12 protein-coding genes are annotated in these 16,580 nt (G+C 30.2%); 5 read left to right on the forward strand and 7 right to left on the reverse strand.

Going from position 1 to position 16,580, the window contains the following annotated elements; all coding sequences use genetic code 11:
- Window positions 1–14: 14 nt before the first annotated feature.
- Window positions 15–2,138, forward strand: coding sequence for a ribonuclease R (gene rnr / locus N508_RS08730; protein WP_023276036.1), 2,124 nt, complete (start codon window positions 15–17; stop codon window positions 2,136–2,138).
- Window positions 2,139–2,413: 275 nt separating this feature from the next.
- On the opposite strand, the gene N508_RS08735 is transcribed toward rnr, so the two are convergent.
- The 3 genes from N508_RS08735 to N508_RS08745 all read right to left on the reverse strand — a co-directional run bounded on the left by N508_RS08735 (window position 2,414) and on the right by N508_RS08745 (window position 6,923).
- Entirely contained in the window at window positions 2,414–4,048 is a 1,635-nt protein-coding gene (locus tag N508_RS08735) for a DUF6348 family protein (RefSeq protein WP_023276037.1), read from the reverse strand.
- 4 nt (window positions 4,049–4,052) lie between these two features.
- Window positions 4,053–4,751 (reverse strand): hypothetical protein, encoded by a 699-nt coding sequence (locus N508_RS08740; protein ID WP_023276038.1) that lies wholly within the window; start codon window positions 4,749–4,751, stop codon window positions 4,053–4,055.
- 159 nt (window positions 4,752–4,910) lie between these two features.
- Window positions 4,911–6,923: a HAMP domain-containing methyl-accepting chemotaxis protein gene (locus N508_RS08745; protein WP_023276039.1), complete on the reverse strand. Its 2,013-nt coding sequence runs from the start codon at window positions 6,921–6,923 to the stop codon at window positions 4,911–4,913.
- An 892-nt stretch (window positions 6,924–7,815) separates the two neighbouring features.
- Between N508_RS08745 and N508_RS08750 the strand changes: the two genes are divergently transcribed.
- From N508_RS08750 to N508_RS08765, 4 genes are all read left to right on the forward strand, one after another.
- Window positions 7,816–8,604, forward strand: a complete 789-nt coding sequence (locus N508_RS08750; protein WP_023276040.1) for a TOBE domain-containing protein — start codon at window positions 7,816–7,818, stop codon at window positions 8,602–8,604.
- Between the two features lies 1 nt (window position 8,605).
- Entirely contained in the window at window positions 8,606–9,637 is a 1,032-nt protein-coding gene (locus N508_RS08755) for a lipid A deacylase LpxR family protein (RefSeq protein WP_023276041.1), read from the forward strand.
- A gap of 87 nt (window positions 9,638–9,724) precedes the next feature.
- A complete protein-coding gene (gene dcm / locus N508_RS08760; RefSeq protein WP_023276042.1) occupies window positions 9,725–10,708 on the forward strand; it encodes a DNA (cytosine-5-)-methyltransferase in 984 nt (327 codons plus the stop codon).
- 2 nt (window positions 10,709–10,710) lie between these two features.
- Window positions 10,711–11,463 (forward strand): PDDEXK family nuclease, encoded by a 753-nt coding sequence (locus tag N508_RS08765; protein ID WP_023276043.1) that lies wholly within the window; start codon window positions 10,711–10,713, stop codon window positions 11,461–11,463.
- 13 nt (window positions 11,464–11,476) lie between these two features.
- Here the strand turns inward: N508_RS08765 and N508_RS08770 are convergent, their stop codons facing one another.
- Genes N508_RS08770 through N508_RS08785 form a run of 4 tightly spaced genes read right to left on the reverse strand, consistent with a single transcriptional unit; the run spans window position 11,477 to window position 16,232 of the window.
- Window positions 11,477–13,084: a potassium/proton antiporter gene (locus N508_RS08770; RefSeq protein ID WP_023276044.1), complete on the reverse strand. Its 1,608-nt coding sequence runs from the start codon at window positions 13,082–13,084 to the stop codon at window positions 11,477–11,479.
- Window positions 13,085–13,097: 13 nt separating this feature from the next.
- A complete protein-coding gene (locus tag N508_RS08775) occupies window positions 13,098–13,541 on the reverse strand; it encodes a GNAT family N-acetyltransferase (RefSeq protein ID WP_023276045.1) in 444 nt (147 codons plus the stop codon).
- A gap of 7 nt (window positions 13,542–13,548) precedes the next feature.
- Complete coding sequence (locus tag N508_RS08780) at window positions 13,549–14,343, reverse strand: NYN domain-containing protein (protein WP_040636892.1); 795 nt, start codon at window positions 14,341–14,343, stop codon at window positions 13,549–13,551.
- The gene (locus N508_RS08785; RefSeq protein WP_023276047.1) at window positions 14,343–16,232 is read right to left on the reverse strand and encodes a putative nucleotidyltransferase substrate binding domain-containing protein; all 1,890 of its coding nucleotides are present in this window, start codon (window positions 16,230–16,232) and stop codon (window positions 14,343–14,345) included. Before N508_RS08785 ends, N508_RS08780 begins: the two co-directional genes overlap by 1 nt.
- Window positions 16,233–16,580 lie beyond the last annotated feature (348 nt).

Here is a 16,580-nt window from a genome sequence, read left to right on the forward strand (position 1 = left end):
TTAAGGATATTATTTTGGATAATAAATTACGAAGAAAAGCATTAAGTATATTAGTAAAATTTCCAAGTATTTCTTCTTATGAACTTGCAGGTATTTTATGTATTGATGAAAGACAGGCTCGCAAACTTATTAAAAATCTGCCACAGGATATTATTGAAGAAAATATAAGAAAAATAAAACAAGAAAAGAAAGAAGAAAAGCAGGAAGATAAAGCAGATAAAAAAAGCCAGATTGGAGCAACACTTAAAGGCTCTGTCTCTATACATAAAGATGGATATGGTTTTTTTGTACCTGATGATAAAAATATAGAAGATGCTTTTATTCATCCTAAAAAGTTGAAAGGTGCAAGCCATAATGATGTATGCCTTGCTCGTATTGGTATATATAAAGGCAGGCGTGAAGCAGAAGTTATGCAGATAATAGAGCGTGGTATAGAGCAGGTAGTGGGAGTAGTTGAAAAATACAGAAATAACTATCGCATAATACCTTTTTCTAGAAACTTTCAAGGCCATATTATAATCAAAAACAGCAGTAAAGAATTATGTAATGATGATGTTGTAATCTGCAAAATAGAAAAATATCCATCGCAGAATAATTTTGCAGCTGGCAGAATAATAGAAAAAATAGGCACTTTAAGCGATAAAGATATAGATAATAAAATAGTAATGTATAAGTATGCTTTGTCTCATGAATTTCCTGAAAAAGTAATGCAGGAATGTGAGAGCATTGAAAACGGCACATTTAAAATCAGTAAGAAAAACCTTACTGATTTTAGAGAGCTTTATACTGTTACAATAGACGGGATGAGTGCAAGAGATTTTGATGATGCAATAAGTATATCTAAAAAAGGTCTAAATTATGAGCTTTATGTGCATATTGCTGATGTTTCAAGATATGTAGAGCGTGGAAGTTATTTAAATAAAGAAGCTGTAGCAAGGGGCACAAGTGTATATTTTCCAGAGTTTGCAATACCTATGCTTCCAGAAGTGCTTTCAAATGGTGTATGCAGCCTTGTGCCGCATGAAGACAGATATACTGTTACATGCAGAATGGTTTTTGATAAATCAGGCAATAAAAAAGAAGCTGAGTTTTACCGCTCTGTAATCAATTCTAACCACAGGCTTACATATAACTATGTTAATGATATATTTGATAATATGGCAGAAAGCGAAGATAAAGAACTTTTGCCTTTTCTGAATACAGCTAAAGAATTGACTAATATACTGCTTGTAAAACGGGAAAAAGATGGTGTTATTGATTTTGATTTACCAGAAGCTGAATTTTTCTTTGATAGTAAAGGCGAAATTATAGATATTAAGCCAAGAGAGAGGGGCTATGCAGAAAGGCTTATAGAATGTTTTATGATTGCAGCAAACGAATCTGCAGCAGAATATTTTGACAAGCATGATTTAAAAGGCATATACAGAGTGCACGGAGAGCCAGATGTTAAAAAAATAGATGACTGGATAGAAATGGCAAGAAATTTTGGCTTAAAAGTGCCTCCTGTTGAATACCCAGTTACACCAGAAACTGTATCAGAATTAAGTAAAATCGCATCATCGTCAAAGCATGCAGACCTTTTAGGCTCTTTGCTTATCCGCAGCATGATGCGTGCAGAATATACAACAGAAAATCAGGGACATTTTGGACTTGCTTCCACTGCTTATACACATTTTACAAGCCCTATTAGACGCTATCCTGATTTATTAGTCCACAGGGCATTACTTTCTGGGCTTAAGTTGGGAAGCATAAGTGAGCCGCTTGAAGAATTAAAAGAGCTTGCTGCCCACTGCTCAAAAAGAGAAAGGCTTGCTCAAGATGCAGAGCATGATATAAGTGTTTTTAAAAAACTGGAATATATTTCAAGCCATTATGATGATGTGTTTACTGGCTATATTAATAGAATTACAGGAAACGGCATATTTATATATATAGAAAAACTTATGATGACAGGATATATTGATTATTCATATATTGATTTTGATATTTTTTATAAATATGGAGAATCAGCCATAGGGGACAAAAGCGGTGAAAGATACAGAGTGGGGGATAAAATAAGAGTAGTTCCTTACAAGCTTGATATTTATTCTTTGCAGGCAGATTTTACAATATACAGAAAAAAAGTCAGAAAAAAGTAATAAAGCTAAAAAATATAACTGAATTATCCCTGCTTTATTATAATAGTTTTTCATAATGAGTCATTTTGAGCCTGATTTTTAAAGGCGAAAAATCTAAATTATTTATATTGCAATAGTGTATAATAGATTTTAAATTAAATGCTCTTTTATATACTTCGTTTAAAAGCTTAGTTTGACATATAAGTTCATATCTTGCTATAATTTTATTATTTTAATAATAAAAAATAGGGATAATGTAGAAAACATAAGATTTTGAAATCAAATAAATATAAATTCTATCTTATTTCAAACCTTTCATCTGCATTTACTTCAAATATAGGAATCATAATTTCATCAGCATCTTCTAAATCTTCTATTTTTTTGCCTTCAGCTATTATGCTGTTAATAGAAAAACTCATACTGATAAATTTATTATAAATTATATCTCTTTTTTCTGTATCTTCATAACTGTCAAATATTTCCCATACAGCTCTGTATATTCTGCTGTAATCTGCAAACTGAGTATAGTTAATAGATAAAGGCTCTTCTTCATCCTGCATATAAATAATTATACTTTCAGGAAAAGCAATACCATCATACAGATTAGCTGCAAATATTTCAGGAATAAATATTAAAGCTTCAATACATAATGTAAAATCATGAACCATATCATCAAGTTCGTTTATAAGATAAAAGAAAGCGTCTTCTATATCTTCATAGTCTTCTTCATCAAATGGTTTTAGGTCATAAATAACATCGCATATTTTTTTCAGGTTGTTTTTTAACTCTATATATCCTTCTTTGTTTTCATATTTATAAGGCAGCCTTGTGTCTTCATGCTGTGTAAGTATTATATACTGCCTGATAGTATAAAAACTGTCTTTGGTATTAAGTGAATTATCAATATAGTCGCCTATTATATTGCTAAGTTCATTGATATAAATATCATCAATACAGCATTCACTGATAATATTGCCTGCAAATTTTGCAGCATATATTTTTATACAGACAGATTTTTGGTTGCCAAGATATTTATGCAGTATGTTTTCTATCTGATTCCAGAAAATTAAATCATCCAGCCTGTCAGACTGCATTTCATCTCTTGCAACAAGAAGTGGATTGTAATATACATTCCAGTTATGATAGTGGCTGTTAAATTCAGAAGAATATGTAAATTTTGCAGGATTATTTGATAAGATATTTTTTACTGTTTGCAGTAAAGAAGCAGTAAAAGTGCCAACAGCAATAAAAACAGCTTCATATAAATTTTCACCAGCTCCAAAAGTTAATTCTTTTATGCTGTTATCAAACACAGGGCAAGTAATATTCCATTCTATTTCTATTTTTTCATTATCAAAATCAATAATTAAAGGTCTGATAACAAGCATCCATTCAGGAATATATATACTGTTATCTGTAACAAAATCTTCCTGAGGCAGACTTCTATGCAGCAGATTAAAAAGAATGAAATTAAGAGTGTCTTCTTTAGATGCCTTTTTTCCAGTGCCAAACTTATCTTTTATTTTTTTAGCTTTTAAAATATCTTCACATTCGCCTATGAAATATCCAATATTAAAGTCACGCCATTTTACAGCACTTTCTTTTGTTTTTGGTATAAGTTCAACTGCTTTTTTGAAATGTATTAATGCTTCTTCTTCCTTATCTGCATAAAAATATGCAAAACCAGTGCGATAATGCCAAAGTGGGTCATTTTCTCCCATATCTTTTACAGAAAGTAAAAGAGAAAGCCCTTTATTTATATAATCATTGTCATTATTTGCCATAACAGGCATATTGCAGTATGCTCTTGCTAAAAGGCATGTAAGTTCATAATCATGCACTTCATTAGTCTTTTCAAGAAAACTTATAATTTCTGCATGTCTTTCTTCAGCATGCAGCTTTTCAATTTGTTTTAAAATAGTTTTTTTCATAGAGCTATTTGCAGTGCTCCATAAAATCTTTGTTAATTATACATACAAACTTATTAATAGCATCAGCAATACCATTTTCATAGGTATTTGCATCTCCGTCTATATGGTATGTCTGATAGTAGTTATCAGGATACATTATTTTAAAAAAGAGTGTTGCACCGCTTCTATGAAGATGATTTATTTCAATTTGTAATTTAATATCATATTTTGGAAAAAAGACTTCAATATTATTATCTTTTATATTGCTTATAGATATTTTATCGTCTTTTGAAGCTTCTTTTAAAGTAATAAAAATAACTGCTAATGCTCTTTCATATAAATATTCTTTGCAGCTGTCTATAAAATACTGCATATTTATTAATTCTTTAAATTCTTTATCTTTTTTAAAAATTCTTGCTATTTTATCAAAATATTCAATAGCATATTCTTCCTTATTGATTGTAAAATAAATTTTACCAATTAGATAAAGCCATTTTAAATCACACTCTCCCTGGTCAGCTATTTTTTTAAGTATTTTTAGTGCATGATGCTGGTTATCATCATCGTTGCCTTCAAGATTATAACTATAAGATAGTGCAAGAAGGTAAAGAAGATTATAAGTTTGCTGTTCTTCTGGAAGTGACTGTATTAGTGAAATAATCTGGCTATATTCTCCAATATTATAAAGAGTTTCTGCTTTTGTAAGTAATTCTTCTTGTGTCATAAATAAACCTGATAAAATTTTTATATTTTAGTGATTATAGCGAGTATTAAGAAAAATGCAATAGTTGATTAATTGTTTTAAACTTTTTCTTTCCTGCCTGCATATTTTTTGTATGCAGGCAGGAAAATATATATATACTTTAAATTTAAAATTTTAATATTAAACTTTAAACTGACCTACAAGTATTTTTAAAGCTTCTGTTCTTTCCTGCAGGTGGTCAACAGTAATAGAAATTTCATTTACAGCCGCATTACTTTCTTCAATACCACTTGCAATAACCTGTGTTTTATCATTAACATTTTGCACTGTCTGGTGCTGAATATTAAAGCCTTCCATTAATTGATAAGTAGTATTAGCCACATTGCTTACACCATTAACTACTTTAGAAAAAGATGTTGTAGTTGTTTCTATTACTTCTACACCATTTGTAACACTGATAGATGCTGAAGACATTTCCTGAGAAGCGCGTTCTGATTCGTTTTGCAATGTAGAGATAATATTTTCTATTTCACTTGTAGCTTTAGTAGTTCTTTCTGCTAATTTTCTAACTTCATCAGCAACCACTGCAAACCCCCTGCCTGCTTCTCCCGCTCTTGCAGCTTCTATTGCAGCATTAAGAGCTAAAAGGTTAGTCTGGTCTGCAATATCATTAATAACTGTTAATATTTCTCCAATCTGTGAGGAGCTTTCTAAAAGTTTATTAATAGTATCTGATAAATGTGTAGTTTTTGTATTAATATCAAGCATAGTATTTTTAATTTCACCTAATGAGTTCTGCCCCTGTGTAGTGGATTCCGCAGTGGTATTAATAACCTGCAGTGCAGAATTTAATTCATTAGTAGCATCCTGAGACTGGTTTGTAATGTCATTCATATCTACTACAATACTGTTTACCTGCTCAGTTTGAGAGTTAAATGTAGCAGAAAGCTCTTCAATAGTTGCAGCAAGCTGACTGTTGCCTGAAGCAACTTCATTGGTAGAGTTTCTTACTTCAGTAACAATTTCCTGCACATTAATAATAAAATTATTGAAACTTTTTGCTAAATCAGAAAGCTCATCATTATTAATTGTTTGCAATCTTATAGTTAAATCTCTATCACCGCTTGTTAAGTCTCTTGAAGCAGCAACAAAAGAATGTAAAGGTTTTATTATAGATGTATAGGTAATAAGAATTGCTGCAGCAATAACTGCTACTGTAATAAGCAGTATTGTAATAATAACATAAATAGCTGAAGTTAAAGAAGTCTCTGCATAAGCAGTTTTTTCTTGTATAATAGTATTAATAGAATTTGAAGTTTGCTGAGAAATACCTAAAAAAAGGTTTGTGGCGTCAACTCTTTGTTTATTAACTGAAGCTCGTGATTCATAAGCTGCTACTATTTCTTTATATATTTTCTCGTTTTTTGCTATATTATCAAGCATTTTATCAATTATATTAAGAGAAGCTCTTTGCACAATATTATTTTTTATAGTTACCAGTTCATTATTTACTTCTACCATTAATTTCTGTATCTTTGCAAGCTCTTCAACATTTCCTGTATATCTTACAGTTTGAAATATTTCATATACAAGTGCAGTATCTACTGAAATAGTTGCAATGCGAGAATAGTTTTCAAAATATCTAAGAGTTACTTCACTGTTATCAATATTATTTTTAATTACATTTGTAATGGTTTTTCTTAAATTTTCAGATTCTGTTAAAAATTCATCTACAGCCTTAATAAATTCCTTTTCTTTAGGCACTATATTATTACGAACTTCAACTTGATGTGTTGCAGCAGTAAGATATGTATTAACTGCTTCTTTATATTCAGGAAAAATAGCTGTTATTTCTGGCACAATAGAGGCTTTATATTTGTCTGCAAGAAGTGTTTCCAGTTTATTTAAGTTATCTTCTGCATCAGTTTTTAATTGTTTTAAATTGTCATATTTATCTTGTGAAGGGCTTAATACATAGTCTCTAAAAGATATACGAATCTCTGCTATTTTACTGTTTAGGGAATTATCATATTGATATAAGTCTAAATATACATTACTAATATCTTGAGCAACTTTTCTGCCATTCTTAATGGCAACAAAAGAATAAATACCCATAACAAAAGCAGCTATGGTTATTACAGACAATATAGCTAATATTTTTGCTGTAATGGTAATCCTAAGTTTAGAACGCATAAAATACTCTCCTTAACATGCTGAAAAAAGTGACAAAAAAGAAAAAATATTAATATCTTTTTTATACACATAAAAATATGCAAAATATATTACATTATTATATCTTATCTTAATAATATGTCAAGAAAATAAATTTGCAGGATAAGTTATTTAAAGTTTTATTTATCCTTTTTCGTGTTATACTGAGCCTAAAAGGCGAAGTATTTAAAATATACAAACTACAATAATCATAAAATATAGTATGTATAGTTATTGAAACTCATACCATATAGATTTTTCTCTTTGCTCAAAATGACAATGTGTGAATTATTATAATAACTGTTATAGTTATGTCATACTGAGCCTGATAAGGCGAAGTATCTAAAATATACAAACTACAATAATCATAGAATATAGTATGTATAGTTATTTTAAACTCATACCATATAGATTTTTCGCTTTGCTCAAAATGATAATATGTGAATTATTATAATAGCTGTTATAGTTATGTCATACTGAGCCTGATAAGGCGAAGTATCTAAAATATACAAACTACAATAATCATAAAATATAGTATGTATAGTTATTTTAAACTCATACCATATAGATTTTTCGCTTTGCTCAAAATGACAATGTGTGAATTATTATAACAGCTGTTACAATTATATCATCCTGAGCTTTTAAGCATATCCTTTGATTTGGTCGTAAAGAATACTTTTTTGGTTACCAAAAAAGATAATTTAAATATATTATACACTGCTGCAATATATATAATCTATATTTTTTGTCTTTAGAAATCAGGCTCAAAATGACTGATACACAAAATTTTTGGGTAAATTCAATCATTTCTATAATGTATTACATATTTACTTTATAAAAATTATATATTATAAACAGTTTTAAGGACTTATCTATGAAAAATAATAATCGTAAAATTGACGGCAGATTTTGGCTTACAAATAATGGTGAATATTTTGCAGGCAGAGGTCGTATAGAGCTTTTAAAACATATTAAAGAAACAGGCTCTATTGCTCGTGCTGCAAAAGTTATGAAAATGAGTTACAAAGCAGCATGGGACAGTGTTGATGCTATGAATAAAATGACTGGTCAGACTCTTGTGATTAGAACAAGCGGCGGCAGAGATGGAGGCGGAAGTAAAATTACAGATGCAGGTTTAGAATTTATTGAAAGATATGATAAATATACAGAAACTTTTGAAAAAGTGCTTTCTATTATTGATAATAATCCTGATATTGAAAGTTTTGTTAACAGCTTTGATATAAAATCATCTGCTGATAATTCTTTTAATGGTAAAGTATTAAGTATTAATGAGGGTGCAGTATATTCAATAGTAGAGATAGACGGCTTATCTTTTAAAATATATGCTTCTATATCAAAGAGCAGTATAGAGCGAATGGGGCTTTTAAATGGTGATACTGTTACTGCATTAATTAATTCTAACCAGCTTGTTTTATCTATTGATGAAAGCATACAGTTAAGCTGCAGAAATAAGTTTACAGGAAAAGTTAATTCTGTTAAAAAAGGTGCAGTAAACAGTGAAGTCTTTATTAATTTAGATAACAGTAATAAGTTATGTGTTATGGTAACTAATGAAAGTATAGACAGTATGAATATTACTTATGGAAGCAGAGTATCAGCTTTTTGTAAAGCATCATCTGTTTTAATAGTAAAACGAGTATAAAGTGAAAAAATATATTATTTTGTTTTTTTGCATTTTTTTATCACTGCAAAGCTTATCGTATGCTGAAATATCTATAGATAATAATGATGCTGAATATTTAAAGCCATATAAAAAGCATAAAGTTGTGCTGCTGTCTGATAATGATGCTTATGTGGATATATACAGTGATAAATATTATTCAGCTGCACACAGAATATCATATATTTCTCCAGAGTGGAATTTCCATGGTGAAGATAATGAAAGCAAGGCATCATGGCTTGGCAAAATATCAGTTTATCCTAAAAATAATGTAACAAGTTATTTTGTAAGTATTTCTCAGGAAATATATACTCCAGATGATAAATCAGAAAATGTAAGCCCATTAGACCATCCTTATGCAGGCGGACTTTATTTATCTATTGGTGTAAACCAAAGACGAGATATATCTTTTGAGCGTATATGGCTGGATATTGGGGTAGTTGGTAAATATTCTTTTGCACAAAATGTTCAGAATGGCATTCATACATCAGTGAATACTGACCATAATTCAGTTCTTCCATGGAGTAATCAGGTAGGTGACGAATTTATTATGAATCTGCATTACAGCTGGACAGGAAAGCTGCGTGTAATTAATACAAATATCATCAGTGCCCATCTGCTTCCATCTGCTGCCATATCATTAGGGAATGGCTCCACATTTCTTGACTTAAATATGCGTTTAAAAATAGGTCATAATTTAGATGCTTCTTTTGGCACTCCAAAAATGAATTTTGGTCAGGATTTTAACGGTGTTATAAGTGATGATTTTTCTATTTATGTGTATGGCGGCATAGGATACCGTTTCACATTAAGAAATATATACATTCAAGGTAACACTTGGGAAGACCCTTTCAGACAGGATTTAGACCCATTTGTTAATTATTTTGAAGGCGGGCTGGCTTTAGCTTATAAAGGTTTTGAACTTTCATACAGCGTAACTTATAAAAGCAGGGAATATATAGGCCAGCCTTTAAACCATACTTTTGGCTCAATAATGATTAGCTTTGCAATATAGCTATTCATTGTAGATGATAATATTTATATTGCATATAATTGCTAATTATAATAGCATACTTTATATATTATTAATAGAGAGCAGATAATGACTTTTATAGATTTTTGTGCTGGTATTGGTGGAGGAAGACTAGGATTAGAGTTAAATGGTCTTCAGTGTATAGGATACAGCGAAATAGATAAAGAAGCAGTTAAAACATATAAAAAGTTGCATGATGCTGAAAATGAAATAAATTTTGGCGATATAACAAAAATTAACCCTGCTTTACTCCCTGATTTTGATTTACTAATAGCAGGATTTCCTTGTCAAACATTTAGTATTGTTGGAAAGAGAGAAGGGCTAAAAAATGACAAAGAAGGACAGATAATATATTATTTAGCTGAAATACTAAGAATAAAACAACCTCAATATTTTATTTTAGAAAATGTTAAAGGTCTTGTAAATCATAATGGTGGTAAAACTTTTCAAGAAGTTTTAAAGCTACTGGAATATGCAGGATATAATGTTTATTTTGATGTTATTAATTCTATAAATTTTTTGCCACAGAGTAGAGAACGAATATATTTTATAGGTATAAAACATAGTGCTAGAATAAAATATTCTTATTCTGAATTAAACAATATGTTGTTTAGTAATATTAGTAGTAAAACAGAATATAGTTTAAAAACATTTTTAAATCCTACAGAAGAAAATTTATTTGCAGAAGTATCTGCTTCTTATAAAACTTTTTTAAAATATCTAAATAATAAGTATAATAAGGGTAAATTTTGTATAAATGAACTTCTACGAAAAGACTATTTAATTATTGATATAAGGCAAAGTGATTTAAGATTATATGAAAATAGAGTTCCAACTTTGAGACGCAATAGACAAGGTATATTATATGTATATAAAAATCAATTTTATACATTGGGTGCTTTAGATGCATTAAGGTTGCAGGGATTTGATAAAATAAAAAATTTGGAAAATAAAATAATAGGTCTAAAAAAGCAAGATATTTTAAAACAGTGTGGTAATGCTATGAGTGTAAATGTTATTGAAAATTTAGCTTTTAATTTGTTGAGGATATGAAAATGAATTCAATTGAATTAGGCTCAAAAACTGCAAAAGATGGATTTAATAATGAATATTTTGTTGTAAGTATTTTCAATGATTGGAAAAATAATGAGCTTGCTAAAAATTGGTTGAAAGCTATGGGATACAAAATAGATGAAATTGAAGAAGTTAATGCATATAAAATAAAGGGCAGTTTTAAAGCTGATGTTCAAGTTGTAATTCTTATTCAAGTAAAACTTCAACAAATACAGGATATTCAAAATATACAAGTAAAATTGGTATCTAATGCTAACGGATATAATCAAATAGATAAACGATGGCTTAAATCATATAAAGAGTTATGGACTATACCAGATAATGTATATACTACTTTACAGTATTTTACTGGTGAAATGGAACCTAAAATAGATAATCCAAAAGATGCAAGGCGTATGTTTTTTTATGAATTTGATGATTTAGAGCAAAAAAATATTTTAAATTTTTTTCATGAAAATCAGCCATTGATTGTAAGTGATATTATAAAAGGTAGAGGTAAATTTGCAAGTGAATGGTTTTTAGTGATTTTAAGAAAAAAAGAAAAAAGTGAAGTTAAATGGATATTAAAGCCAATAAATGAAGTAATTAATTTTTACAGTGGTAATGTAGAATTTAGTCCGCAGGGTAGTTTAAAAATTGGAAAAATAACTATGCAGAGAAAAGGTGGTGATGGAGGAAGAGATACAGCAAAAATGCTCCAATTTAAAATTAACCCGTGCGAATTATTTTATTAGCTTTGCAATATAGCTATGAATGGTTTATAATAAGCACATCATCATTTTCAATAACAGTATTGCCCCGTGGTATAATAACAGTATTATTTCTTTGTATCATCACTATAAGCATATTTTCCTCTGCTTTTAATTCTGCAACTTTTTTGCCTATAAGTCCACTTGTTTCATCAATATGTTTTTCAGATATTTTAACACCTTCTATATTATCGCCAGCTTTTGCACAAAGTATTAAAATATCATCAGTTTTAAGGACAGTAGAGCCTTTTGGCACTATTTTTTTTAAGCCTCTTTGCAGCATAGCAATAATAGTATCAGGCGGCAGTGTAATATCTTTTACTGCCTTTTCATTCCAAGGGTGTCCTTCAGATATGGAGCTTCTAATAAACTTAACAGGCACTTCATCTGAATAGTCGGTAAATGTTTTCATAACATCTTCACTGTTATCTATCATATTCAGCTTTTTAGCAGCATAAGGGATAAGTGAGCCTTGAAAAAGGATAGAAAAAAGAACTATTAAAAATACAATATTAAGTATATCATTACCTGCATATTCTGTATTTGAAGCAAGTCCGTTTTTTGCCATTATCGCAAATACAATAGATGCAGCCCCCCTAAGTCCTGAAAAAGCAACAAGAGACTGCTGGTTAAAACTTGCTTTAAGTGGAGTAAGCAGTGCAAAAACAGATGCAGGTCTTGCGATAAATGTTAAAAATAAAGCAATAATTAAGGCAGGCAGTATATATTTTGGAAACTGTGACGGAAATGATAAAAGCCCAAGCAGGAAGAAAAGCAGCATCTGCATAAGGTCTGTTACACCATCAAAGAAATATACAAGTGGTTTTTTATCATTAAATTTAGTATTGCCAAGCACAATGCCTACAATATAAGCACTTAAAAAACCATTGCCGCCAATAAAGGCAGGCAGAGAATATGAAAGCAGTGCAACTGCTACAACAAAAATCATTCTCATTCCGCCTGAAGAAAAATGATATTTTTGGATAACTTTCACTGCTCCATACGATATTGCAGCACCAGCAGCAATGCCATAAACAACCTGAGCAAAAAGCATATATACAAAAGAGCCTGCATTAAAATCGCCAGTAATCATAGTGATAAGTATAATAGTAAGCATATAGGCAGCAGGGTCGTTACTTCCGCTTTCAAGCTCTAATAATGGGGCAGTGCCTTCTTTTAAGTTCAATCTTTTTGAGCGAAGTATGGAAAAAACAGAGGCAGCATCTGTTGAGCTGATAACTGAGCCAAGTAGAAAGCTGACAAGAATTGACATACCTATTACATAATGGCAGAAAAGCCCAATAAGTGCAGCAGTCATCACAACACCAAGTGTTGAAAGTATTGCAGCTTTTGCCACCACAGGTTTTGCTGTCGCCCATTTTGTGCCAAAACCGCCATAAAATATAATAAAAATAAGAGCGATTGTTGCAATCTGCTCCATAATAACATAATTATCAAAAGGAATTTTAAAAATACCATCAGAGCCAAAAAGCATACCAAGAATTATAAATGCCAGCAGCATAGGCATACCAAGTCTGCTGGATACTTTTGTAAGCATAATACATAATATTAAAACAAATGATAAAATTAAAAGTGTTGATGTCATAATATACCTTATTTTATAGATTTTTCATAAGTCTTATCATATTTTTTAAAATAATTCCATTATCAATAACTGGAAACTCATAATTTTTTACAAAAAAATCTTTTATTGTTTTATTATATTTATATCCTAATTTTTCATAATATTTTACAAGATGTTCTGTAGTGCCTATTTCTATACATTTATATCCGCAAAGCAGAGCCTGATTTTCTGCCATAGAAATAAGTGATTTGCCAATAGATTTGTTTTGATATTTTTCTAATACTGCCAGATTAATAATTTCAGCAGTATTTTTATGAAAGATTAAAAGGCATTCTCCAGCAAGCTCTGCATTATAGAACGCACCAAATAATATTCCGCAGGACAAATATTTATCAACTAACTTTTTAGAAGGGTCAGCATCAAGCAGCAGATGATAAGGTATTTCCATTTCATGCGGGTATTGTTTAATTATAAGCATTATTCATCTACAAGCTGTTTTTTATTCTCTTATCTTTGATATAAATCTGTTTAATATTTGGTGCTCTTTCATCTTTTCTTTCATCTATTTCAAAAAGCTGTATAGATTTTACCAAATCTTTAAGTTTTGCATATCCATAGTTACGGGCATCAAATTCTGGTGACTGTTTTGTAATATGCTGTCCAACTTCGCCTAAAAAAGCCCAGCCGTTTTCATCCATTGATGCAATTACAGCAGAACGAAGCAGATTTACAAGGCGGGTATCCATTTTAAGCTCGTTTGTAGTTTTTCTTTTTACATGCTGCTGTTTTTTATCTTTATCATTATTTTCACTGTCTGTTTCGTCATCTAATTCCTGCAGGATTTCTGTATATATAAATTTATCACATGCACTGATAAAAGGCTGTGGAGTTTTCTGCTCTCCAAATCCGTAAACATTTAATCCACCTTCTCGTATGCGGGAAGCAAGGCGTGTAAAATCGCTGTCGCTTGATACTATACAAAAGCCGTCAAATTTGCTGCTGTATAGTAAATCCATAGCATCAATAATCATGGCACTGTCTGTTGAGTTTTTTCCTTTTGTATAGCCAAACTGCTGCACTGGCTGCAAAGCATGTTCTAAAAGAATATCTTTCCAGCCTTTTAGATTAGGGCTTGTCCAGTCGCCATATATTCTTTTAACATGGGCAGTGCCGTATTTTGCAATTTCTGCCATAAGTCCGTATATTATACTTGGAGATGCATTATCTGCATCTATTAAAACAACTAATTTCTGCTGTGAGTTATTAATATCTTTTGTCATCATATTTCATTTAAAAATTTCACACCATAGCTTGTATATATTGTTGCAAACTGCAGTGCTCGTTTTAGTTTCTCCTGATAAAATAGTGATAATGAAGCAGGTGAAATGTAACTTGTTACTTTCTGGTTATTTACTGACTGATTTACCTGCTCATTTATTAAAGTTTCTGTAATAGTATCAAAAGCAATAATTGCCTGAGTAGCAAGTTCTTCTGATATAATTTTTTTTCTTTCTAAATGTTCTATGCGTTCTATTGTTCCCATATCTGTAATACCTGCATAGATTGCTAAAAGCCTTGTAATATTTACTATATAAGAAAGAGCTTGTGTTTTTAAGTTAAACATTCCTTCATATTCACCATCTTTTTCCACAATAAAACTGCCAAACTGGGAAACTGGTATTTTAATTGCAGGATACTGTTTAACTAGTGCAGAAAGAATAGCAGGTCTGTCGGCTGCTTTTCTTAATATATAGTTTCTAATAGACCATGCAAGTTTAATATCCCCTTCAAGGGCAGCAATATCAATAAGCATTGCAAAAGCATATTTTTTATCAGACTTATTGCTTTTTGATGCCCAGCCATCTATTTCTTCTATCCATTTAGAATATTTAAGCACCATATTTATAGTCATCACATCATCATTACTGTTATGTGGATAATAGCCTATGTTAACAAGATTTTCATGGTATTTAGCTGCAAATTCTATAAATATTTTTTCTGCTTCTTCTGGCACATCATCTGCTAAAATGAAAGCATTGTTTATCTGTGGACGCAAATCCATTTCACGCCTTGCACCTGCTCCTAAAAGCAGATAGCAGTATGAATAATCAGTTAATTTAAAGTTTTTTTCAGTCTTAAAAGCATCACTTGTAAGCTGGAATGCTTTTTTATGTATAGCTCTGTGTATAGATGACAGTGCAGTTAATTCTTCCCGTGATACTCTTGATGATGTAGCAAGAGTTTTTGCAGCTCTGTATATTTGAGTAAAGACTATTTTCAATTCTTCAAATTTAGTCATATTATCAATATGGGTGCAGTATAGATGAGAGTTTTCAAAAAGCATTGTAGAAATATTATGTATAGAAACAATGCCTGCAGGTTTTGAATTCTGCATAACTACACCATGTGTTTTGCCTGCTATTTGAAGCTCATTAAGAGCTTCTACAATAGGAAATTCAGGCGGGAATGTTACAGGCTCTAAATCCATATAGTTCTCCACATCCTGATTATTAATATTATTTTCTAAATCTACTAAAAATTTTCTAGTAAGGTCAGTTGATGTAACAAGACCTTTTACTATCTGCTTTCTGTTTACAACTAAAAGGCTGCTTATTTTATGCTCTTTCATAAGGTTTGCTGCTTTTACAACAGATTTGCCTGTTTGTATAGTTATAACAGGGGAGCTCATAACACCAGATACTGTCTGATAAATAGACTGCATTAAAAAAGTGTTTGATGAATTTTCAAGATGAGTAAGCCTTACTTGAATATCTTTAATCAGTTTTGTTCTAAAATCATCAGAAAGCTCCATAAGCCTGTATATACAAAGCTCATGAACAAATAATAAATCGCAGTCAGCCTGAGCAACAGCATTCATAGTATACATTGTTTTGCCTAGAAATGTAGAAAGTCCAACAGGACAGTTACTGCATGATATATTTATTGATGAATTAGGATTTGAAAGTGATATTTCACCATTAAGCAGAAAATATATACCTTTATGATACCGTTCACCTTTTCTAAAAACAAGTTCTCCTGTAAGAATATGTATTTCTGCAAATCTTGTAATAGCTGATTTAATATCTTCACTTGAAAGATTTTCAAAAAGATGCTGTGTTTTTAGCTTTTCAATAATAGTATTTGATAGTGTCATTGATTCTTCAATCATATTTCACCTGCTGCATATAAAAATACAGTTTTATACTGTAAATATAAAATAATAACATAGTTATATTATAACTAACTCTAATGTAGTAGACCATATATACAGTAAAAAAGCAATAGAAATATGACTTATATATTTTATATTTATAGCATTCTAATAAAATGACGGATTTATTTTTTTGCTTTTTTTAATGTTCTATACATTAGCAGCAGCCAGCTCTTTTAATATCCGTTATTAATTTTCAAAAACAATAATATTAGCAATTTTCTATATTAATTGTGTGTAAAATTGTGATTTCATTTAAGTTGTTATATTTTTGCCTTGTTTTATTTTTAAAAAATATATAATATC

Source organism: Mucispirillum schaedleri ASF457 (assembly GCF_000487995.2).
GTDB lineage: Bacteria > Chrysiogenota > Deferribacteres > Deferribacterales > Mucispirillaceae > Mucispirillum > Mucispirillum schaedleri.

What these genes read in the sequence shown, in the direction of transcription:
- N508_RS08740 (WP_023276038.1), bottom strand. Translation starts at nt 4,751, where the DNA reads ATGACACAAGAAGAATTACTTACAAAAGCAGAAACTCTTTATAATATT.
- N508_RS08745 (WP_023276039.1), bottom strand. Translation starts at nt 6,923, where the DNA reads ATGCGTTCTAAACTTAGGATTACCATTACAGCAAAAATATTAGCTATA.
- dcm (WP_023276042.1), top strand. Translation starts at nt 9,725, where the DNA reads ATGACTTTTATAGATTTTTGTGCTGGTATTGGTGGAGGAAGACTAGGA.
- N508_RS08750 (WP_023276040.1), top strand. Translation starts at nt 7,816, where the DNA reads ATGAAAAATAATAATCGTAAAATTGACGGCAGATTTTGGCTTACAAAT.
- N508_RS08785 (WP_023276047.1), bottom strand. Translation starts at nt 16,232, where the DNA reads ATGATTGAAGAATCAATGACACTATCAAATACTATTATTGAAAAGCTA.
- N508_RS08765 (WP_023276043.1), top strand. Translation starts at nt 10,711, where the DNA reads ATGAATTCAATTGAATTAGGCTCAAAAACTGCAAAAGATGGATTTAAT.
- N508_RS08735 (WP_023276037.1), bottom strand. Translation starts at nt 4,048, where the DNA reads ATGAAAAAAACTATTTTAAAACAAATTGAAAAGCTGCATGCTGAAGAA.
- N508_RS08770 (WP_023276044.1), bottom strand. Translation starts at nt 13,084, where the DNA reads ATGACATCAACACTTTTAATTTTATCATTTGTTTTAATATTATGTATT.
- N508_RS08780 (WP_040636892.1), bottom strand. Translation starts at nt 14,343, where the DNA reads ATGACAAAAGATATTAATAACTCACAGCAGAAATTAGTTGTTTTAATA.
- N508_RS08775 (WP_023276045.1), bottom strand. Translation starts at nt 13,541, where the DNA reads ATGCTTATAATTAAACAATACCCGCATGAAATGGAAATACCTTATCAT.